Raw genomic sequence first — 22367 nt, 5'->3', positions numbered from 1 at the left:
TTGGCGCTCAAACCAGCTGCTTTGGCGGACTGACCGATGTTCATCGTGGCTCCTCAATCGATATCCTGGGTTTCCAGGTTTTCAGCGGCGCATTACTCACACACTGCAACACTGACAGCGCCATCGCAGCGCCCGCCAACACGGGGTTGAGGAAGCCGAATGCAGGCCAGTGGAATGCCGATCAGGTTGTAGTCGAAGGCCCAGAACAGGTTCTGGCGGAATTCTTCACATAGTTGCGGCTGATCTCCAGCGCCACCGGGATCAAGCGCGAGCGCCCGCGCAGTTGAGGGTAATCCCGGCCGCATGCATGAGGCTTCGTGGTTGCCACCGCCCATGGCGATGCCGATGTACTCCACCGACGATGCCGGTGCGTGGTTGATGCCGTCGCCGACCGGTACCCCACACCCCGGTTTTTTTCACTCGACAATGGTCGCCGCTTTACCTGGCCGGGCAGGACTTCTGCGTGCACATCGCTGATACCCAATGCTTCGGCCACCGCCCGGCACTGCCGCGGTTGTCGCCCCGGTGAGGTGGCTGTTGGTATCGCCCGTCCGGTGGTCTGGACCCGCTTCCGCGCGCCAGGGCTTGAGCGTGTTCTCCGAGGAAGGCCAACAACCCCAGTCCCCGATGTCGCTGCACACCACGCTCGATCAACCAGGACAACGTCGAGGCCTTTATGCCTACCATGATTCGCGATCGCGCAGCTTCATGGTCAGGCCGCTTTCTTCCAGCAGCAGCGATTACCAGGCGCAGATCCCCGACCTTCACGGTCCCGGCAATGCCTGGCCCTGGCGGCGCTGCGCTTGGCGGTGACTGTCTCGATGTTCAAATGGCCGGCCGTGCAGGCATCCAGCGCGGCCTTCGCCAGTGGGTCTCGCTCCTGTTGCAGCGAGCCGGCCCATTGCAGCAGGGCGTCTTCGTTCCACGACAGCGCCTTCCAGTCGGGCGATGCGCGTGGTCTGCGAGGTCGGCGTGCCGGTCTTGCTCGAAGCCATGGCCGTGACTTCGTCGGCATCCTCGAGTGCTTCACGTCCTTGATTCGGAGAATGCCGTAAACGCGGCGCGCCGCCACGCCGGTGCCAGCAGTTGATCGCCGTTGGCGTTGCCAGCCACGCGCATGGGCAGGCAATCACTGGCGCCCGCCACGGCATTGATCAGAGCTGTTTCCAGTGGTGCTCCGGCCAACAGCCATGCCCATCAGGGTGATGACGGCGATCACCAGCACCGTAGAACGATTGCCTGGTCGGCTTCTCCACCAGTTTTTCTCGATGGGGCTTTGCTCGGCCTGAGCATCCTCGACCAGACGAATGATCCGCGCTCACGCGGTTTCCGCGCCCAGCGCCCGGGTCTTGACCGGCGAGCGGGCCTTCGCCATTAATCGCGCCACCGGTCAGCCTGTCGCCTGGCTGCTTCGGCGCGGGCAGGCTACCAGCCAGCTGATCGGCTCGTCGGCGTGGCTCTGGCCGTCGATGACTTCGCCATCCACCGGGAAGCGTTCGCCGGGCTTGACCACCACCAGATCGTTGAGGCGCAAAGCGCTGATGGCCACGTCCCGTTCTTGTCCGTCGATCAGTTGGATAGCGCGTTCGCGCAAGTGCGCTCCAGCGCGCGAATGGCGCTGGCGGTATCGCGTTGGCGCAGCTCTGCAGGTATTTGCAGCAATACCAGTGCAATCACCCGCTGCAGGGCTTCGAAATACGGGTGGGCGACCCTGCCCGGAGGGGTGTGCGCACCCAGTTGATCAAGGCTTCGTCCATAACCGGCGTTGTACAGCGCCGAGCAGGCGGTCCATGCCCAGCCCGGCCCTGATGGCCTTCCAGGCGGCGATGACCGCCGCCGATCCTGGAATTACACCGGCGTTCCACGCAGAAGTCCACCAGGCCGGTGACGTCCATGCCGCAGGTTGATGGCATAGGCATCGGTAAAACCGCGCCAGGCTGATCCGCGAGGGCAATCGCCAGCGGCAATGTCCAGCGCTTCCAGGTAGTCGTCCTTCTGGTTGTCGGCGTTCGCGCGAGTGTCTTCCAGCAGGCTTGCGCCGTAACCGGCCTGGGTAACGGCCGCAATCAGTACCGGCCCGGGTCGATAGGCCCCGACGATTCGACGTGCGCGCGTTCGCTGGCGAGATTGACGCTGACAGTTCGACTCCACCGCAACTTTGCTTAATGCGCCGCTGGACTCTTCGTCCAGCACAACTGGCGCAGGTTGGTTTCCAGTTATCAACGCAGTTCAAGCATATGGACATAGGCATGGGTCAGTTCCCTGAACTGCCTCAAGGATTAACCTTGCCATACGGGTAAAGGTGAGCCCAATCAATATTCCAGAGCCGCCCGCTTCAGGTACATGCCATTGGGGGCGGGATCGGCGATCCGGTATTTGCTGGCTTTTTGGCCGCCTTTATGTAAATGACCATACTCGGGGACATCCGTACCTGGCAGGCAACCCGATGCTCCAGGTAACAGGGCGAAGACGTGCGGCGTTGCCCGACACAGGTTGAAGGACGTGGACTGCCTCCTGAAATAAACGCCCGACCAATTGGTCTTGGAGATACAGACCGATCTGGCGTGGAGTCTTCACCTGCGGGTCGCCTTACGGGAAATAATCAGGACACCGTAGTTGTTTGCAAGTAGGCGATTTGGCAAAGGGTACTGTCGCCCATAGGCCGAGGATGCTCATTGAGACTCAATGCTCACAGCGCATTGCTGATACTCCTGTTGTTGATGCGGTTATGACGCAGCTTGGCCGAGCCAGTGAGACGATACCAGCCCCGGCGGACGGGCTTGACCTTGCCATGATGGAAAAGGTCAACATTGCTGCAACCTTGGAGCAACAATATGCAGCAATACGATGCCAGGGTATGACCTGTGGCCACTATCGGCAATCGCCGACCTCAACCAGGGTGACCCGGCAGGCGGTTACTCCAGGTACGAACTGACCAGTGGCGAAGTGCACGGATAAAGCGCGCTAGCGGCCAAGGTGATTCTCAGTCTGATCAGTGCTGAAAGAGTATGCCGATACAGTTTGAACGAAATTCGCCGAGTGATTATCTTATTGCTTTCAAACGGGTACGACCCGCTGAACAATTTGAAGTAATTTCCCCATCAAGGCGCTCTAAGGATTCAGGGACCGGTTCGACTAGCTAATTGCGCTCAACACAGTTTTCGATGCCCGATGAACCTGAGGATGTTGTTGATTCTTGGCGCTTACAGCACTTTGGGCCGCTGGCCATTGATTTTTATCTCCTGACTCTATCCAGCAATTCCCTTCACTTTGGCACCGACGAAAAACATGTGCAACTGACCTTGGCGTCTTATTTTCTGGGCTTGTCCATCGGGCCAACTGGCCTATCGGTTGGGCGCGGATCGCTTTGGTCGGCGCGTGCCGTTGCTGGTGGGGGTCGGGCTTTGCCCCTGGCATCGCTAGCGTGCGCTTTCACCACTGCTTTAAAGTAGCTGGAGTTCTCACGCTCTTGGTTACAAGGTTGCGTAGGCGGATACGCGGATGGTGTTGTCGCGAGCCGATTATCAGTGGATGGTGCCGACGCCGTGCAGTGGCAACTGCTTGTCGCAATTGATGTTGATCCCAGTGGGCCTGGCTGATTATTGGCACCCATGCTCGGTCGTATCTTCGTCAACCTGTATGGCTGGCAGTCGATCTTTCTGGTGCTGACGGTATTCAGTGCTGTGTGCTCGCTGGCGGTTGCGCTGGGCTTGCCGGAAAGCGTGCCAGCGTCATCCCTGGCCGTCCGTTCGCCGTACCGTCAGCAATATCGAGCAGGTGCCGCTCATCGGATATTTCTCGGTCATGCCTTGACCGGCGGCATCGCGATAGCCGTATGTCCGCCTACATCGCAGGCTCACATCGTCCTCATCAAGTTGTATGGCGTGCCACCGAGCGCTATGGCTGGCTGTTCGGTCAGGGGGAAACCAGCGTTGCCGTTACTGGTCACGCCAGTACGGATGCGCGCGTGGCAAGCGCAACCGCGCTTCTGTTGCGCAGGTTGGGTTTATGTTTGGCAGCGGCGCTGGTTTTGCTGGGCGTTGCCGGAGTTCACGCTGGCGCTTTGGCCGCTATTCATCCCGTTGTTTATCTGCATTGCCAGCCTGGGCTGCATCATCCCCGATGCTTCGGCCTGTGCCATGAACGGCCAGTGGGCGAGGGCAGGGAGTGCGTCGGCGTTACTCGGGTGCCTGCAATACATGCTGGCCGCAGGGCATCCGCATTGGTGGGCGTGTTGCACGATGGCAGCGCAGTTGCCCATGGCAATGGTGATTGGTTTGTGCGGATTTTTTCAGTCGATACCGGCGTATTAACCCGCCGTTTGCAGCGCACGCGTGATGCGAGTGTCGCTGAACAGCCGGTCTGAGGCTGAGGTTGCCGGCCAGGCCTAGCTAGCCGGTGGCTTGCTGGCAACTTCGAGTAACTGTGCGGAGCCCGCAGCCGGGGAACAACATGCTGACGAAGGCGCGGGCTCGGCTTGAACGAAAGCTCACAACATGTTCAATCCCATCCAGACCCTGCCACGGGCCGCCTTCGGTTGCTGATTCGCGTGCCAGGACTTTCATTGCTAGCTCCCCTCCTTCCGTACTGGCACAGCTACAATTGTAGCACCTGGAGTCGGGCGAAAGTAGTGCGTCCAAGTCGAACCTCAAGCTCAGACGGTCTTTAGTAATCAAAGACCTTGAGAACGATCTGCCTTGGCACTCACTTCCAGAACGCATCAGCGCGACGCAGGTTGGCAGCATTGATGGTTGAAGTGTTTCACCAAAAGTCGTTTGGAGGGTCCAGCATCAATCAGCTCCGCGACGCGGTTGAGCGGCTGTGCTGCTCGATGATGTAGCAGTTTCGAACCGGCGACCGGGTGTACATGAACTCCCAATCCGGTGACAGAAGCTGCGTTCAGCTTGCTGACGTCGAGGGACTTGGGGTCGTCGATCAAGGCCGGCCCGACCTTGCGGCGCAGGCTGGACCAGTTGTCGTCCAGATGCTGGTCGGTCTGTGTCCTTGGCCACGTCAGTCACCTGTGGCAGACCCGCGCAGGGTTGGGCTCTTCGTTCAGCGGCTTGCTGTGATCAGAGCATGATGCGCGCCCAGCTGGCGAACCCATGCCTGCGTTTCAGGTTGGTCAGGCGATGCCGATTGGCGACGTTCAACCCTGTGAGCTGCCGGGCCAACTCGGTGAGCATGGAACACCACCGGCAGCACCGACGATCATCAGACGCTGTCCGGTGTAGATGGCGCTTCAGTAATTTGCAGGCGCTCGAAGAGCAGCTCCACGCAGTGATTGCCGGTCAGCAGGCAGCAGCTCAGCATGGGCGAAGCTCAAGGATTTTGGCATGCAGCAGTTGGCTTCATCGACCACGTCGCTGTTGGCACCAGCGCGGGCGATGGAGCTGCGTCGAACGCCTTGTCGCCCGGTTGAAAATCCTAGCGTCACTTCGCTGCCGACCGCTTTGACGATACCGGCCGCATCCCAACCCAGGACCTTGGCGTCGCCGCCTTCGGGTGAACGTTCGACCTTGGTATCGACCAATTGACGGAGATGGCTTTGACCTCCGCCGCCGTGCCGAGGGGCCAGCGACAGCGCCAGCTCGATGTCCTGCAATGACCGAGTCGCTGGATAAGGAACTCGTAATACGCGATGGCTTTCGTGGGCGCTCCTGAAAAATCGCTGAATGATCGGCATGAAGATCGTCGCTGTTTTTAAAGGATGAAAACCCGCTTAAAGAACTTCCAGCTCTTTCGAATGTATTTTTGATAATGCGAGCAAGTAAATGCCTGGTTTGATAATATCCGTTTTATCCGCGCCACCGAATTGGGCGAGCGTGTCCGCTGCTGCGCCAGTAATGGACATGTCGGCGGCGGTCGCCAGCGCTGCGCTCAAACGTATGGCACAACTGGCGCGTTTTTGGCACGCTGACCGTAGGCCTGCGTCTGACGGCCGAGGGTGAGGGGTTCCTCGAATACGCCCGCGCGGCCCTGATCACCTGGAAGAGGGGCAGCGCTTTCGGCCAGCAGCAGTCGGTCTGGGTGGCGTCCTGCTGCTGTCGGCGCCCTCGGATTTTGGCGATCCGACGTGTTATTGCCCTGAGCGACGATTTCCAGCGTGAACATCCGCTGCTAACGGTCCGGCCTGCTGTTGGGCAACAAGGTCGTATTCTTGGCCAGCCGGTAGACCAGTTGCTCTGCGTTATGGAGAGCCGGAAGATTGGAGCCTTCTCCACGTTCCCAGTCGTCCCAGGTAACCGTCGCGTGTTATGCGCCGCCCCGTCGTATCTGGCCCGTCATGGTGAACCCCGGCGTGCTGGAACAGTTGCGCACCAGCGCGTCCTTCTGTAGTTGCCGGCGATCAGGTGCATGGCGGTTGGTTCCATGACGAGCCGGAAGCGTGGAAGTGGTTTGACCGTGCAGTGGTTTAGCGACGATGCTGACGTCGTACGCCGGTGGGCATTGGCCGGTGTTGGCGTTGCCTATAAATCCTGGCTGCGGTGCGGCCGATGTGCATGCCGGACGCCTGAAGCTATTGATCCCGGAACTGCAGGGGAACTGGCCCCGCTACAATGTGCTCTGTGCGCACCGAGCACATTGGTGAGCCGGTGATTTTTTGTTGTCAAATGCTCAGGTCACACTGTGCGGAGTTGGCGCAACGGCATCCTCAACGACAATAACATCAGGTTCATGTTCAGTGGCTTACAGCGGCAATGGAATCATTTTGACAGTCAACACACAGCACTCTTGAGAAGATTATCAAGTGTTTTCAGCGTAAACATCGCTGTTTTGAGGTCGTATTTTCTTGCCTTCTGTATATTTCCGTCAGGCATTTCCCTCGTAATCACGCCCATTTCTGAGGTAGAGCACGTGTCCGGCCACGCTGCTTGGGCGAGGCAGTTGAATCGGAGCAACTGGTTTTCGTTGGCCTGGGTGATGTCTGACTTTGCCTATAGGGTGTCGGCTTCATCTTCCTTCTATCAATAATTTCATCCATTGGTTGACAGAGCGCTCACCCTGTTTTGGCGCAGACGGCCAGGTCCGCATAGGTCGCCAAGCCAGGTCCGAGGTGCAGGACGCTACCAGCAAGGCGTTGTCGATGCCGAATGTTGGTGGGCGTGCTCGGCCAGAAACGGTTGCGGTATGTAGCGCTCCGAGATGACGTTCTTGGCATACCGAGTGGATTCCGGCCCTTGTTTTTGAGCAGCTTCAGCGTCTTGGCTACGAACCAATTTGCTGTTCACTATGTTGCGATTCCGATCAGCGAATGTTTCGAACAGGGGGTGGAAGTACGTGGAACTGCGCCTTCATCACCGATATTGCCGGCGAGCTGCTGGCTGACCCCGAGCGCAGTGCAATCATTTGGGCGTTGATGGATCGTACGCCCAGCCACAGGAACAAGCTGGCTTTGATGGCTGGTCTATCCACTTCTTCGGCAAGTGCGCCGTCTGGCGCGACTTGGCTCCCGAGCGGGCTATTGGAGCAGGAGGCTCGCGGCAGAAAGCGTTTCCGACTGGCTGCGCGGAAGTTGGCGCTGCAGTCGAGGCGCTGGCCAATGCATCGATGGTCAGCACCGATCACCGTGGCGAATATCAGCAACCGTCCACCCACACCAGCTTTCGCCGCTACGTCATACCCGGGGTTTGCTTGACCATCTGCGGGAGCGAGTTGGCTGGAACCTGTCGGCGTACATGGCTGGATCGAACGACATTGAGCGGCGCATTCGAAGTGGCCCAGCAAAGGTGTCGCTGAATTTGCCGAGCGCCAGCCGATCTATGTTCCGGCGCTGGCCCATGGAAAGCTTGAAGACGCGTTGCGCTTGCCGAACTGGAGCAGCCGGCCTACGCATTACGGCGAAGTCATTCGGTGCACCAGTTCTGTGCAATTGTTGGATGCGGTTCGGCTCGTTGCGCGCCTGGCGACGTCCACCGCTTTGCAGGTCTCGACTAACGGTGAGCTGGTAGAGATCGGCGGAAAATAGCTTTCGGCTGCTGATGGCCCCATCGTTCTCGCGTTCATCGCGAGACGTCTTCAAGGCTTGACCGCGTGGTCCATTGTTACGCAGCATGGGCCTGATCCTGAGTCATCCCCAGATGCTTGTGCAGCGCGTAAAAATTCTCGGTCACGTGACCAGCCGAATACGGGTCCGTCTGAATTGACCGTGACTTTCACACCGCGCTCAAGCATGTCAAAATCGTCGGCCATGTCGTCGAACGCAGGCTCATATGGACAGCGGACACACCGTCAGCGGATCTGTTCATCAATGATGCGCTGCATCGCATCATCTTCGATAGCGCGCACACCATGATTCGAATACACTCAATCTTTCAACAGGTCCAGCGCTTGCCAAATGTTATTGGGTGGCCTTCTTCGCCTGCATCAGGCTACTCGAAAAGCTCTTCGTTTCCAGCGCGGTGGAAACACGCGCTGGACTCCTGGAGGATGGCCCATCTCTGAGCTGTGGAGACCCACTCCGATGAAAAATGCATAAGCAAAAAAAAAATGGCAGCGCTTGATGGAGGGTTTTTTCAGCTTCTTCTTCGCTCAAATGGCGCAGAAAGCTGAGAATGAACCCACTGGAGATGCCGAGTTTCCTGGCCATCCTTGGAGTGCGCTGGCGATCCGTTGATCACCACTTCGAAGGGATGCCCCGATCGGTATGGGTTTGCGGATCGAAGAAGGGTTCAGGAATGTGAATCGTTCGCCTTGCAGCGTTGCAGGTACGCCCAAGTCAGTTCGTGGAGATCCTGCTGGTCCACCAGTGCATCCGCACCCCGGTAATACAGGTCGAGAAACTCCTGCAATTGTGGAAGGGCGTCAGGCCGGCGCAATGTTGAGCATCGGCCAAAGGCAAGGCGATCTTGTTGCGATCAGCCAGTGCAAAGACCATCAGGTTGGCGGCCTTTTCCAGGTCCAGGTGCAGGTGCCTGCCTTGGGCAATGCGTTGAGCCATTCGTACATGTGCTTCTTCATCAGGTGCAGATCGTCGCCATTCTACCAGTAGGATGTCCACTTCGAGATCGCTTGCCTTTTTGCATGGCGTTGGCTGATCGGCCGGTAAGACCACAGCGCAACGTATTTGCTGTTACCGTTAGCCGTGAAACATTTACTGATAATGACCCGCCTGTATGAGACCAGTAATTCCCAGGCCAGACCTTTTGACCAAGGCATTCCAATGCTCGACTTATTTGAGAGATGAAAAGTTTCTACTGCTGGCCTGTTCTGGTGCGCTGACGTCGTTCCCTTCGAACATGCGTTGCTGAATCACGGTCAGGGTGTTGCGCTGGCGGGCGGAATTGGCATTGGTGGTGGCGATTCTGCGCGTCGATGCGCGTGTGGCCAGGTGCCGAACTGTTGGCGCATAAATTCGGCGATCCCTATGGCGCTATGATCCTGACGCTGTCGGCCGTCTTGGTCGAGGTCGTGATTCTGGCGATGGTGGTGGGCGAACAGGCCCTTCACCGGCCCTGGTGCGCGACGCGATCTGCTCAAGCAGGATGATGCTCGATATCAATGGCATTCTATCAGGCTGGCGGCGTTGATGGGCAGCTCAAGGCGAACAGTCCTACAACGATGATTCGGCGCGCACTTGCAGTCTAAATGATCAGCTCACTCAATCAGCGTTTCCATGGTGGTGCCCATTGTTCATTTTCCGAAGGTGACTGGAAGATTTATTCGGCGTTTACGATTGGCGCGATGGTGCCTACTGTACACCATCTTTTCTGCGCATGCAGGTGGGGCCGCGCGGTTGTTTGCAACTACTACAAGAGCTATCCCGAAAAAATGCGCAAGAATTCGCCTGCCGAAGAGGATCCATCGATCAATCTGGTGCGCTCGATCGGCACCTCGTTTTTGGCGTCCATCGTAATCGGTGCACTGGCTCGAAGATCGATGCTCGAACCGTCGACCTCGGTCTCGAAGGGTACGGGTCCACCGCGGTTCATCGGCGATTCTGGTGACCAGGCTACCACTGCAGATCCTCACGGCCTTGCGCGCGGCGTTGGCCAAACCGCATGCAGTCCGTCGTAAACATCGTTGGGCGCCTCGTTGTCAACAGTAATCCTCGACCGTACCCGTCATGGAGGCCATGCACATCCAGAGCGGCCAGCCGTTCCAGATGGCGATGCCAGCCCCAGTACAGGGCGTGATGATCTTCGTCGCGCTTTCGTAGCGCGATCAACCCTGAATGATGGTGAACCGATGCCATCGAAGGCATGACACCAGTTCGTGCTGTTGGCCACCCTTTTTATCATGCTGTCGTTGTTGGGGCTTTGAACCCAACAGCAGCTGGCGTCGCTGCACGCTCGCTACAGATCCAGGGTCGCCGCGCTTCGATGAACGAGGCGGCGAGGCTGAAGTTCCATATGGCCAGTTGATCTGCCAGGAAATTTTTCACCCTTGTAGTTGATGAAGTAATGACCACCCTTGCCGCTGTAGGCATGGAATTCTCTTCGACCAAACCACGGGTGCTGGTTTCCTATCGATGGCCGCGCCACCATGTCTGCTTCACCCAGCCCGGATGCAGGTCGCTGTCGGCTCGGTCGGCCAATTGTGTAACGAAGATGGTCATGGAGTTCAGCGCGGGCCTTCTTATGTACAATGCCATGTCGTTGCCTTCGGCGCATACGCACCTGCCTGGCGCCGATTCATGAACGCCAGCTCCAGTGTCGGACGAATCTGCTGGATCATTCGTTCGGCCAGACGAATGGGGGCAATGGCGTTGGTCATGAACGACTCACCAGTTCGTCGACGGTCGCTTGCGCAGCGCTCTGATGTTTGGTCCGCTGACGCCGGCATTGATGAACAGCAGATCGAAGCCTGTCCTTTCAGCTTCTCAGATAAAACGCTCAACGATGACAGCTAATTGATATCCAGCACCTCGACCTGCACCTCGGGGATCATTCTGGTCCACCTGCTTTGTGCAGGTCACGCACTGTGGCGGTCACTTGCCAGCCCTGTTGACAGCGATCGCCAGGGCCAGGCCTAAGCCACGGGAGGCACAATGATTAACGCAGTTTTGGTATTCGGCATGGATCGAGCTCCTTGTTTCCAGCGGAGTGGTGGTTTGGGGAGAAATAGCCAGAGGGACATTGTCGCCTCAAGGACTTAATGGACGACGTTGAGCCCAAGCGTTGTTGCAACTCAAGGCGTGACTCGTTAGTTTCAGCAATTCGAGCATCAAGATAGCGTTGAGTTTGTTCCTGTCGTTGAACGAAAAATGACCAGGCTGGAGCACACCATGATCTGTCTCCAAGAGAGCGCTTTACACGGCTTATCCACAGGTTGCTCCGCACAGTTCTATCTGCAACAAAAGTGCGGAATAGAGAGTGACCGTGAAGTGCCCAACTCAATAAGTGACAATAACGCCCTGTTTGAGGTTTGTTCCAGTAATGGGTGGATTGAGCGAAACCGTTCAGATCTGATCGCGACGCCATACGCAGCAAGGCCCGCAGGGTGTGTTACTCGGCTTATCTGCACAGCCGGGTGCACAGTAGATGTGGGCAATTAACCAGGGATGCACACACACGGATGCGAGTCTTCCTCAAGCGGCTGCAGAAATTCGTCCGCGACTCGGATTCCGGACCTGTGGCTGCAAAATGTCGATGTCCCTTCCGGCCCAGGGCGATCTGCAATTCGACGCCGTTGGCGGTGAATGTTTCCCGATGCTCCAGCAGTCAGTGCAGTTCGGCCAGCCGCACCTTGACCAGCGCCAGTTCGCTGAAGCTGGCGTACCTTCGAATTGCGCCCGATCGATCAAGGGCAGGCGCTTCGGCCTGGTGCAGCATTTGTTCGCACCACCACCGTACGCGCGGCGAAGCCCGCAGTACCATTCGATGCCGCCGTACCAGCGGATGACCAACACCACGACTTTGATCGCAATCCTGCGCTTCGATCGCTGCCAGAATGGGTCGGCCAGCGGTTCCACCAGGTTCTCCATCGTCGCTGCTACGATATTGATCGGCCAGTTTCCAGGCCCAGCAATTGTACGTGGCGTTCAGATCGCTGTGCTGCTCAATGAACGCTTGGGCCTGAGCGGCTGGTGATGGGGGCCGCGAGGACATCGACCAGCTTCCGAATCTCTTCCCGGTATTCGCAAGGGCCAGCAAGGGTGAAAAGGCATGCGTATGTTCCAGCTATCGACGACGTGAACCACTGTTTCCGGTTAACGGACCTTTAAGCAGCCGAAGGCGTTCAGCCCACAGCCTTTGAGGATGATGCAGTGTCAATTGTCGCTCAGCGGGTTTCCATGTCCTGCTTGGTCGAACGGGTGCAACCAGTAACCCGGACGTATTCCGTCTGGCAAAGTCAGGCGTTCAGTGCATACTACCCAGACAGGGAGATTACGATGCAGGGTGGAACAGGGGTCCATTTTACACATCAATAGGCTTCAAAACACCACTACCCAGGCCCTGAAACCAGCTCGCGGTAGTCCTCACTGAAATGCTCATTCAGGCATTCGCCTCACTTGATGATTTCCATGGCGAAGATCCGTGACGCTTGTGGCTGGCGTCGGGAAAACTCCAGTCTTGCGTCGATGTAATGGCTCAGTGCCTGAGCGGGATCGTCGTCGACGCTCAACGCGTTGAACGTGCTGTCCCACAGGTCGAGGATGTTGCTCGACGCCGGCAATTGTGCGACCCGCTTCTTGGTGAAGTAGTAGTCCAGGTTGGCTTCGGCAGACCTCGACCTGGCGATGGTGTTCATACTGGTGCCTTTGAAGCCGTGACGAGCGAACTCGTCCTCTGCGGCTTTGATGATTGTCTCGTTTCTCTGACGAATGCAGCTGGCAGCTCCTCGACGGCTTGGGCGCTATGGGCTGGGACTTCAAAGGTCATGGGCGGTTTCCAAACGAGTAATTGGCTGCAAGCTGAACAGATAACGCACCCGCGAAGATCAGACGAAGAGCCAGTCGTGCAAATTGATGCTACCAACTTTTTCGATTTGGCTCGGATTGGCCTGTCGTAGTGGTTTATTTAACTATTTTAGTTGGTTGCTAGTCCCACAGCGCAAAGTGCTGAAAAGCCTCATCGAGGCAGCCAGTTTCAACCCAGTTACCAGGGATTGAGGGCAACATCCTGCAGTAACCAAAAGCAACTCAGGTCATAAAAACGTGCATGGATTCAGCGCTCGCAGTTGGCCTTGCTGAACCCACAGGCTGGCGTAGTGATCTGGCAGGTGAGCCGATATGTCGCCGGGTCGAAGTCGAAAAGGCCGATGCCCTCACGATCCGAGGCGCTGACGATTCAGATTGAGTCCTGGTAATGCGCCTGAATGTCCGCAAGAGCAAGCGAAAGGTCGGAGCAATAGCGTCCTGAGCATTCGATCGTTCGTCATTCGGCGCGGCGTCATCCATATAGAAGAGCGGATGGCCGACAGCGCAATGACGAAAGCGTGCTGCAGCGAGCCGGTGCCGGCCCGGACGGACAAGCGCCTGCGGAACAGTTGCATTCCAAACGCCATCAGCACGCCCTGTTCCACTTCATAGGGCACGATCATCGATGTCGATATCTACGTCTGGGCCGCGTTCCTTCAATTCGGCCAGGGCATGGTCATGCGCATGTCAGCAAGGTGACCAGGTTGTTCAGGTCGGACCGATGTTCAGTTCGCCGCACAATGTTGCTGGTGCAGGCCATTGACCTCGGTGCGAAAGCTGCTCAGCAGTTGATAGCTGCAAAGACGATTGATAGACCTCCGACCTTCTTCGTCAGGAAGCCCGGCGCGTCACACGCTGGCACAGGCGCAAGCCGAGTCGTTGTTCAAGATCGGCTCATTTGTTGGCTGATCAGCGAACGGCCTATCCCCAGCGCGCTTTTCGAGCCGCCCAAAAGCCGCCCTTGACTCGACTACGCTTCGAAAATTAGAAGCAAACAATATAAAAATCACTGAGTTTGGGCCAGGAGGTGGATACGGTCGGAAGCGGTGCTTAAATAGTAAATAATATCTAGACTGAAGATTACTGAATGCATTAAACTTTTATTTGCCGTGGCAACTTAGCTGCAACCACACAGCTGATCAGCTCCATCGCCCCGTGAGTTGTACGTCCATCGACTCTTCCTGAATCCGCAACTCTCTGAAGCCAATTGAAGCTCGACGCTCATCGATGCATCCCGCGAACCGTAATTTTCAGCGCGATCCCCGGCTGATCGTGGCGGCGCAAGGCAGCTACCTGACGGACGATGGTCACGAGATTTTTATGGTAATTCCGGGCTATGGACGTACAGCGCCGGGCGTTCGCGAGGAATACGAGAGGCGGTTTCACGTACCGATTGGGCACTCTGGATTATTCGCGGGCGTTTGCAATTACGGCCACCCCTTGTCCTTCCAGCTGGTTGAGAAAATCACCGACCTGAGCCTCGGCAATCTGAACCACGTCTTTTTCACTGAATTTGGGTTCTGAGTGCGCGGATACCGCAGTGAAAATGGTGCGCGCCTACTGGCGCCTGAAAGGTCAGCCACCAAAACCAGAATGATGGGTCGTTACCCATGGTTATCACGGTAGACATCTTGGTGGCACCAGCTTGGGCGGAGTGAACGGCAACCGTAAATGTTCGCCAATTGATGGACGTCGATCATTTGCCTCATACCTGGCAGGCAATGCCTATTCACGTGGCGAGCCTCGTTGCAGCGTCTTGCACTAGCCAATGAGATCTCGGAAGCTGATCAGTTCACGATGCATCCAATATTGCGGCAGTGATTGTCGAGCCGATGGCGGGCTCTGCCCGGTGTGATCGTTCCACCAAAAGGTTATCTGAAGCGCCTGCGCGAAATCTGCGATCAGCGCAACATCCTATTGATCTTCGACGAAGTCGTCGCTGGTTTCGGTCGCACCGGGTCGATGTTCGGCGCCGACAGCTCGGTGTGACGCCTGACCTGATGTGTATTCTTCGCAGCGAAATCACCAACGGCGCGATCCCGATGGGCGCCATGACTGCCAGTAGCGAATTTATGGCACGTTCATGAAGCAGCCGACGCCCGAGTATGCGGGTCAAGTACCCACACCGCTACACCTACTCCGCGCACCCGGTCGCCTGTGCGGCGGGTCTTCCACTCGCTCGAATGTTTGCAGCGGGAGAATCTGGTTTCCGCAAGTCGCCGAATTTCGCCTCATTCGAAGGCGCGTTGCACGGCCTCAAAGGCTCGAAACGTTGTGACATGGTGACTACGGTCTGGCCGGTGCGATCCAGATCGCGCCCCGTGATGGCGATGCCGTCGTCGATCCTCTCGAAGCGGGGATGAAACTGTGGAAAGCGGGCTTCTACGTGCGTTTCGGCGGCGACACGCTGCAGTTCGGCAGAAGACCTCGATGGCAAACCGCAGTTGCCGATCACTGTTCGATGCTGTCGGCGACGTGCTGAATCAGATCGACTGATTGGCTGTGGGTTTAAACCACCAGGCGCGGCTGCTGCCAATAGCGCCTGACCGTATTTCGAGGTCCTCATGAGCAACATCCAACACCTGATCAATGGCGAGTTCGTTACCGATACCGGCCATACTGCCGATGTGTTCAATCCATCAACCGGTCAGGCCGTTCGTGAATTCCCCCTTGAGGCCGCGGAAGTTTTCGCAAGCGAATCAATCCTGCGAAGGCTTTGACTTCCAGCCTGGCGCAATACGCCCGCCGCCGAACGCCGCGCAAGTGATGTTCCGCTTCGAGCAATTTGTGGAACGCCAGAATGGATCGCGTATCGCGCAGTTGATCAGTGAAGAGCACGGCAAGACCCTGGAAGACGCCGCCGGTGAGTTGGAAGCGCGGTCGAGAAACATCGAATACCACGTGCTGCAGCGCGAGATCCTCAAGGGGGAGTACAGCCGCAACGTAGGGCCAAACCTTCAGCGCATCGTCCAACTTCAGCCCTGGGTGTCAGTTGCAGATACACCGTTTAAGCTTCCAGCCATCGTCCCGCTGGATGTACCCACTGGCGATTGTGTGCGGTAACTGCTTCATCCTGAAGCCTTTGAACGTGATCCAGTTCAGCGTTGTGATGCTCAACTGCTGATAAAGCAGGTCTGTACAGAAACGGTGTGCTTAACGTCGTGCACGGTGACAAAACAGCGGTTGATGCGTTGATCGAAGCGCCTGAAGTAAAGCGTCGAGTTTTGTCGGTTCAACGCCTATCGCTGAATACATCTATAGAGAAGCTACTTTATTTCGCCAGAAAGCGTTAAGCGCGTGGGGCGGCGCGAAGATCACGCGGTGCTGATGCCCGACGCCAGATTCTGGACAATGCGGTCAGCGCGTTGATGGGTAACCCATACAGTTCCAGTGTGGCGAGCGTTCCATGGCGATATCGGTATTGCAGGTGATAAGATAACCAATACGTTGGTGGCAGAACTGGTCCGCAGTAAGGCATTGAAAATCGGTGCAGGTTGTGGCCTGGATATGGGGCCGTTGATGACGGACGATTAGCGTCGCGACAAGGTCTGTAGCTATATAAGAACGGCGTGAACGATACCGTTGTGATGATCGTCATGGTATCAGCGTTGCAGGCAATATCGAGGGCTTCCTCGGTGGCTGCCTGTTTGATCAGGGTCACGCCGGAGATCGTCTATAAAGAAGATCTTCGCCCGGTGCTGTGCATCGTCCGGGTCGATAGCCTGGAGCAGGCAGTTGAACTGATCAACGATCTTCACGGATTGTGGCAATGGCACCTGCATTGTTCCCGTGATGCGTGAAGTCGCGCGTTTGTTCTGCGACCAGTGAAATCTCGGTATCATCAGGTCAACGTGCCACTGCCGGTACCGGTGGCGCCTCGCAGCTTCGGCGGCTCGAAGACGTCGCTGTTCAGCAACCTGCATGCTTATGGCCCGGATGGGGTGCGCTTCTATACGCCGCACAAAGGCAACTCACCCAGCGTTGGCCGCAACATGCCAGCCATGAGGCTTCAGCAGGTTTGCCTTTCCTAGTTTGTAAGGGATGAAAAGCAGGCCGTGGGGCCCACCTATCTGGTTGGCTAGTCTTTTAACGATGTGACAGGTTTGTCAAAATTAGATCTAACACCATAAGAAATACTGTTCTATAATTCGCACCTCTTCCGGAGCAAGTCGAGCGAAAACTCTTCTGTGAATCAAAGAGTTATCCGAGTAAGCAGGCAGCGAAAAGATTGATCTTCTGATCGAAAGCGGTTGAAGGTGTGAGCAGCAGCGTGACGTTGTAGAATTCGCCTCCCGCTAACGAGAGACGTGAAGTTGATCGAAAGCACAAGTCAACTGAAAGTTCAAAGGAACTTGAAACTGAAAATAACCGCTTGACGGCGAGAACAGAGCTGTCTGAGATCACGCACTCGGCTCCAGCGGAAGATCTCGACCCACACTTCAAGACAGACTGAGTCAGACAATTCGTGCCTGCGTACTTGTGTTGTAAGACTGAAGTCAAACTGATTATCAGCATCACAAGTTATCCGCGAGATCAAAGATGTAATAAACAATTGCTGAGCTTAAGTTTAGGGTTTTGTCAAAACCCAAAGATGTAACTGAAGAGTTTGATCATCACTCAGATTGAACGCTTGGCGGCAGGCCTCTAACGCATCCAAGTAGAACGGGCGGTCCAGGATATGCCTGGTGGGCGAGCCGGCAAACAGGTGGCTGATGCTAGAATGTACCTGGTCCATCAAGGAGATCGTTCAGCGAAACGACACTAAATACCGCATACGTCCTACAGGGAGGAGCAAGAGAACTCGGCTTTGCGCTGTTGTATGGGATGAACCTCCATCGATTCAGCTACATTCAGTAAGGTGATGAGCCCGGCCGAGCTGATCCGTAACTCGTTCTAGAGGATGATCGTCACACTGGAACTTGGACACGGTCCAACTCCTCAGGGAGGCAGTCATGAGGAAGTATTGGACAATGGGCGAAAGCCTGATCCCACCCCATGCCACATATGTGAAGAGAGTCTTCGGATTTCTAAAGCACTTTTAAGTTAAGAAAGAAGGCATTAACCTAATACGTTAGTGTTTTGACGTTACCAACAAATAACAACACAACTAACTACTATGCAGGCGGACCGAGTAGGTTGCAGAGGGTGCAAGCGTTAATCGGAGGAACTACTGGTAGATCAGAGCACACATAATGTGACGAATCTCAAGTTCGATGTGAATGCCCTGAGTTTCAAATACATTCAAAACTCTCAAGCTCGGTGATAAGGTGGTGGAATTCCTGTGTAGCGGTGAAATGCGTAGATCAAAGGACACCAGTGGCGAAGGCGACCACCTCGAACTGATCTTGACGCTGGTGCAAAGCGTCGAGAACGAACGGTAGATTGCCTGGTCCGTCCACGCCGTCAAGACGATCCCGACTCACCGTTGGAGCCTTCGACTCTTGCGTGGCGCAAGCTAGACGCATCCAGTTGACCGCCTGGGGAGTACCAGCCGCAAGGTTTAAACTCAAATGAATTGACGGCTCACCAAGCGGTGGAGCATGTGGTTTAATTCGGAGCAACGCAAAGAACCTTCAGGCCTTGACGTCCAATGGAATCCTGAGATAGCGGAGTGCCTTCGAGACATTCAGACGGGTGCTCATGGCTGTCGTCAGCTCGTGTCGTGAGATGGGTTAAAGTGCATAACAAGCAACCATACACTAGTTACAGCGCGTAATCACAGGCACTCTGGACTCCAGTAACAAACCGGAGGAGGTAGATAGACGTCGGAACCCGACTCATGGCCCTTCAGGCCTGGCTACACACGTGTACCAATCGTCAGTACAAGGATCACCAAGCCACAAGATAAGCCTAATCCCAGAACACGATCGTAGTCCGGATCGCAGTCTGCAACTCGACTGCGTGAAATCAGGAATCGCTAGTAATCGCAAATAGAAATCTCCACGAATGAATACGTTCCCGGGCCTTGTACACACCGCCCGTCACACCATGGGAGTGGGTTGCGCGGAAGTCCTTAGTGCTAACCTTCGGAGGACGGTTACCACGGTGTGATTCATGACTGGGGTGAAGTGGTAGCAAGATAACCGATCCGGAGGACCTGCGGCTGGATCCTCCTTAATCGAAGACATCAACTACTCATAAGTTCCCACACGAATTGCTTTAATTCGTTGAAAAAACGATTAGAAGCAGCCCGAAATTGGGTCTGTAGCTCAGTTGAACTAACAGCACCCCTGATAGACCAGTGGCCGTTCGAATCTGCCCCAGACCACCAATTTTATTATCAGAGACATCTCAGATGGGCCATGGCTCGCTTTCCAAAACCACCTGCCTTAGCAGAGGTCAACAGTTGGTCCCATTTAGCTCCACCACTTCTGCTCTGTCTTGTAAGACTTGAATGAGCATTCCATCGGTTCGATCGTCAATGTTGATTTCTCATCTTTTTGATTGATCGTTCTTTAAAAATTTGGTATGTGATAAAAGTTGACCGGACAGCGCTTCACTGGTAGTATTAGGGACCAGGCAAATTTTGTTGGTTTAAATGTCGATTTTTCGGCGAATGTAGTTGTTGATTGGTCTAACCAGATTGCTTGGGATTATCGTGAGTGAAGAAGCGCATACGGTGGATGCCTTTGGCAGTCAGAGGCGATGAAAGACGTGGTGGACACCGGAGGGCTCGGAGTAGGACAACGACTTTGAATTGCGAGGATGCTGAAATAGGGGAACCCAGCAGTCATGAGACCGTACCTACACTGAATACATAGGTGTATGGAGCGAACCAGGAATTGGAACATACGTATCAAAAGGAATCAACAATCCCTCATCACAGTAGAGCAAGCAAACCGGGACCCACCCTTAGACTGTATCATCACCGGAACGTTCTGGAAGAGACGGCCATAGTGGGTGATAGCCCTGTACGCGAAAATCTCTTTGCAGTGAAATCGAGTAGGACGGAGCACGAGAAACTTTGTGCTGAATATGGGGGCCCATCCTCCAAGGCTACAAATACTACTGGTCACCGATCAGTGACTCATTACAGTCAGGAAAGGCAAAAAGAACCCGGAGAGGGAGTGAAATAGATCCTGAAACCGTATGCATACAAGCAGTGGAGCCCACTTTGTTGGGTGACTGCGTACACTTTGTATAATCGGTCAGCAACTCTTATTTTCAGTGGCGAGCTTAACCGAATGGGGAGCATAGAAGGCGAGTCTAAATAGGCGTACGTCGCTAGGGAATCAGCCCGAAACCGGGCGATCTATCCAGTGGGCGGGTTGAAGGTTCGGGTAGGCATAACTGAGAGCCAAACCATTCATTGAAAAGTGTCACGGATAGTATGTCAATCAAAGTGAAAAGTTTAGTGTAACGAGCTCAAGATGGCTGGTCCCTCCTGGAAAGCTCTACAAGTGTAGCACCTCATATTTATCAAGCTGTGGGGTGGGGGCATATTTCAGACCAGGGATCGTCCCAATTTACCAACCGGATGCAAAACTTGAATACCTACAAGTGCCGAGCGTGGAACACACGGCGGGTGCTAACGTCCGTCGTGAAAAGGGGAGCAGACCCAAACCGTGGCTGAGGTCCAAAGTTATCGTTAAGGTGGGAACATATGGAAAGCTTACAACAGCTGCGGAGGTGGCTTCAAAGCAGCCACCCTTTAAAGAAAGCGTAATAGCTCACTAGTCGAGTCGGCCTGCGCGGAAGATGTAACGGGGCTCAAACCATACACCGAAGACTACGGGTATCACTTAGGTGATGTCAGAATAGAAGAACAAACCTGTGACCCCTGTGAAGGTCAAGTTGGAAGCTTGTAGAAGTGTATCAAATCCGAATGCTGACATCGTAACGATAATCGGTGAAAAACACCCACGCAAAAGGCAAGGTTTCCTGCGCAACGTTGATGGACAGGAGTTCGTCGATTCCCTGAGGCGAGGCTGAAAAAGCATGCATCGATGGAAAACAGGTTAATATTCCTGTACTTCTGGTTATTGCGATAGAGGACGGAGAAGGCTGCAGGCCAGCTTGGCGTTGGTTGTCCAAGTTTAAGGTGGTAGGCTGAGATCTTAGGTAAATCCGGGATTTTTGAGGCCGAGCTGATGACGAGTGTCTAGGCACACAAGATGGTGATTGCCATGCTTTCAAGGAGAAGCTGCAAGCTTTCAGGTAACCGGGAGTCGTACCCAGACCGAACAGGTGACTAATAAGGATACCAAGGCGCTTGAGAGACTCGGGTGAAGGAGACGGCGAAATGGCGCGTAGTTGGGGAAGGTACACAGGTGAGGGTGAAGCATGCGTGAGCCATGATGAAGATCTAGCCGCTGCCGCTGTTCTGAACACAGCGCTCTGCAACAAAGTGGACATCTCGGGTGTGACGCCCGGTGCCGGAAGGTTAATTGATGGGGTTAGAGCTAACGCGAAGCTCTTGATCGAAGCCCCGGTCAACGAGCGGCCCGTAGCTCTAGACGGTCCTAAGGTAGCGAAATTCCTTGTCGGGTCAGTTCCGACCTGCACGAAGTGGCATGACGATGGCGGCGCTGTCTCCACCCGAGACTCAGTGAAATTGAATGGCCTATGAAAATCCAGTGTCACTTTTAACAAGAAAAACTCCCGTGAACCTTTACTATAGCTTTGCACTGGACTTTAAATTTGCTCTGTGTCGGGTAGAGTGGGGAGGCTTTGAAGCATGGACACCAGTGCCTCCGTGGACCAACCTTGAAAATACCCACCCTGGCAACTTTGAGGTTCTAACTCAGGTCCGTTATCCGGATCGAGGACAGTGTATGGTGGTTAGTTGACTGGGGCGGTCTCCTCCTAAAGAGTAACGGAGCTGAAGGTGCGCTGCAGCAGGTCGGAAATTGATCATCCGAGTCTAAAGGCAAAAGCCTACTTGACTGGGAGCAGACACATCAAGCAGGTGCAAAGGTAGGTCTCTAGTGATCCGGTGGTTCTGTATGGAAGGGCCATGGCTCAACGGATCAAGGTACTCCAGGGATCACAGCTGATCCACCAAGAGTTCATATCTCGACGGCAGTGTTGGCACCTGATGGCTTCATCACATCCTGGCTGAAGCCAGTCCAAGGTCCTCGCTGTTCACCATTTAAAGTGGTTGCACAGGTTCAGGGTTTAGAACGTGGTCCAACAGTTCGGTCCCTATCTGCCGTGGACGTTTGAGATTTGAGGGCTTGCTTCCTAATTACAGAGAGCCAGGAGAGACGACAAAGCCTCGTGTTCCGGTTCTCACCCAGTGGGCGTTGTCCAGTAACTCGTACAAATCGATTGACCCGCTGAAAGCATCTAGCGGGAGCTGGCCTCAAGAATAGATCTCACTGGAGCATTTGAGTCCCTGAAGGGCCATCTAGAAGACTACGACATTAATCAGATTTCAGTATGACAAGTCTATCGCATTAGCTAACCAATACTAATCCCCCGTGAGGCTTGACCATATAACACCCAAGCAATTTGGTGGAAAACGATTGCGGTGTGTGAAGACGACACAAACCGAAAATTGGCA

At 55.3% G+C, this 22367-nt stretch carries 1 protein-coding gene, 2 rRNA genes and 12 pseudogenes; 7 read left to right on the top strand and 8 right to left on the bottom strand.

Annotated features, from left to right (window positions below; all coding sequences use genetic code 11):
- Positions 1 to 40: 40 nt before the first annotated feature.
- Positions 41 to 2245: pseudogene (locus ACVBEG_RS27235) on the bottom strand (heavy metal translocating P-type ATPase).
- 926 nt (positions 2246 to 3171) lie between these two features.
- Between ACVBEG_RS27235 and ACVBEG_RS27230 the strand changes: the two are divergent.
- Positions 3172 to 4366: pseudogene (locus tag ACVBEG_RS27230) on the top strand (MFS transporter).
- A 338-nt stretch (positions 4367 to 4704) separates the two neighbouring features.
- Here the strand turns inward: ACVBEG_RS27230 and ACVBEG_RS27225 are convergent.
- A pseudogene (locus tag ACVBEG_RS27225) lies at positions 4705 to 5643 on the bottom strand (zinc-binding alcohol dehydrogenase family protein).
- 148 nt (positions 5644 to 5791) lie between these two features.
- Here ACVBEG_RS27225 and ACVBEG_RS27220 point away from each other — a divergent pair.
- Positions 5792 to 6668: pseudogene (locus tag ACVBEG_RS27220) on the top strand (LysR family transcriptional regulator).
- Between the two features lie 950 nt (positions 6669 to 7618).
- On the opposite strand, the gene ACVBEG_RS27215 reads toward ACVBEG_RS27220, so the two are convergent.
- Both ACVBEG_RS27215 and ACVBEG_RS27210 read right to left on the bottom strand, forming a co-directional pair.
- Positions 7619 to 8056 (bottom strand): hypothetical protein, encoded by a 438-nt coding sequence (locus ACVBEG_RS27215; protein ID WP_447108551.1) that lies wholly within the window; start codon positions 8054 to 8056, stop codon positions 7619 to 7621.
- Positions 8046 to 8949 (bottom strand): annotated as a pseudogene (locus tag ACVBEG_RS27210) (adenosine deaminase family protein). Before ACVBEG_RS27210 ends, ACVBEG_RS27215 begins: the two are co-directional and overlap by 11 nt.
- Positions 8950 to 9116: 167 nt before the next feature.
- On the opposite strand from ACVBEG_RS27210, the pseudogene ACVBEG_RS27205 reads away from it, so the two are divergent.
- Positions 9117 to 10263 (top strand): annotated as a pseudogene (locus tag ACVBEG_RS27205) (calcium:proton antiporter).
- A 104-nt stretch (positions 10264 to 10367) separates the two neighbouring features.
- Here ACVBEG_RS27205 and ACVBEG_RS27200 read toward each other — a convergent pair.
- The 4 pseudogenes from ACVBEG_RS27200 to ACVBEG_RS27185 form a co-directional block, all read right to left on the bottom strand.
- Positions 10368 to 11019: pseudogene (locus ACVBEG_RS27200) on the bottom strand (short-chain dehydrogenase); the annotation flags it as partial.
- A 511-nt stretch (positions 11020 to 11530) separates the two neighbouring features.
- Positions 11531 to 12126 (bottom strand): annotated as a pseudogene (locus tag ACVBEG_RS27195) (IMPACT family protein).
- Positions 12127 to 12211: 85 nt separating this feature from the next.
- A pseudogene (locus ACVBEG_RS27190) lies at positions 12212 to 12824 on the bottom strand (TetR family transcriptional regulator C-terminal domain-containing protein).
- Positions 12825 to 13082: 258 nt separating this feature from the next.
- Positions 13083 to 13845 (bottom strand): annotated as a pseudogene (locus ACVBEG_RS27185) (LysR family transcriptional regulator); the annotation flags it as partial.
- Between the two features lie 224 nt (positions 13846 to 14069).
- Here ACVBEG_RS27185 and ACVBEG_RS27180 point away from each other — a divergent pair.
- From ACVBEG_RS27180 to ACVBEG_RS27165, 4 genes and pseudogenes are all read left to right on the top strand, one after another.
- A pseudogene (locus tag ACVBEG_RS27180) lies at positions 14070 to 15358 on the top strand (aminotransferase class III-fold pyridoxal phosphate-dependent enzyme).
- 68 nt (positions 15359 to 15426) lie between these two features.
- Positions 15427 to 16900 (top strand): annotated as a pseudogene (locus ACVBEG_RS27175) (aldehyde dehydrogenase family protein).
- A gap of 556 nt (positions 16901 to 17456) precedes the next feature.
- Positions 17457 to 18979, top strand: a 16S ribosomal RNA gene (locus ACVBEG_RS27170).
- Between the two features lie 479 nt (positions 18980 to 19458).
- Positions 19459 to 22297, top strand: a 23S ribosomal RNA gene (locus ACVBEG_RS27165).
- The 16S and 23S rRNA genes sit together here, the layout of an rRNA operon.
- Positions 22298 to 22367: the final 70 nt, after the last annotated feature.

The organism is Pseudomonas sp. GG8, from assembly GCF_052976945.1.
The sequence above is the reverse complement of the archived record's forward strand: the minus strand, read 5'-3'. Positions and strand labels throughout refer to the sequence as shown.

Excerpts from the sequence above, each read along its gene's own strand:
- ACVBEG_RS27215 (WP_447108551.1), bottom strand. The coding sequence starts at position 8,056 with ATGCTGCGTAACAATGGACCACGCGGTCAAGCCTTGAAGACGTCTCGC.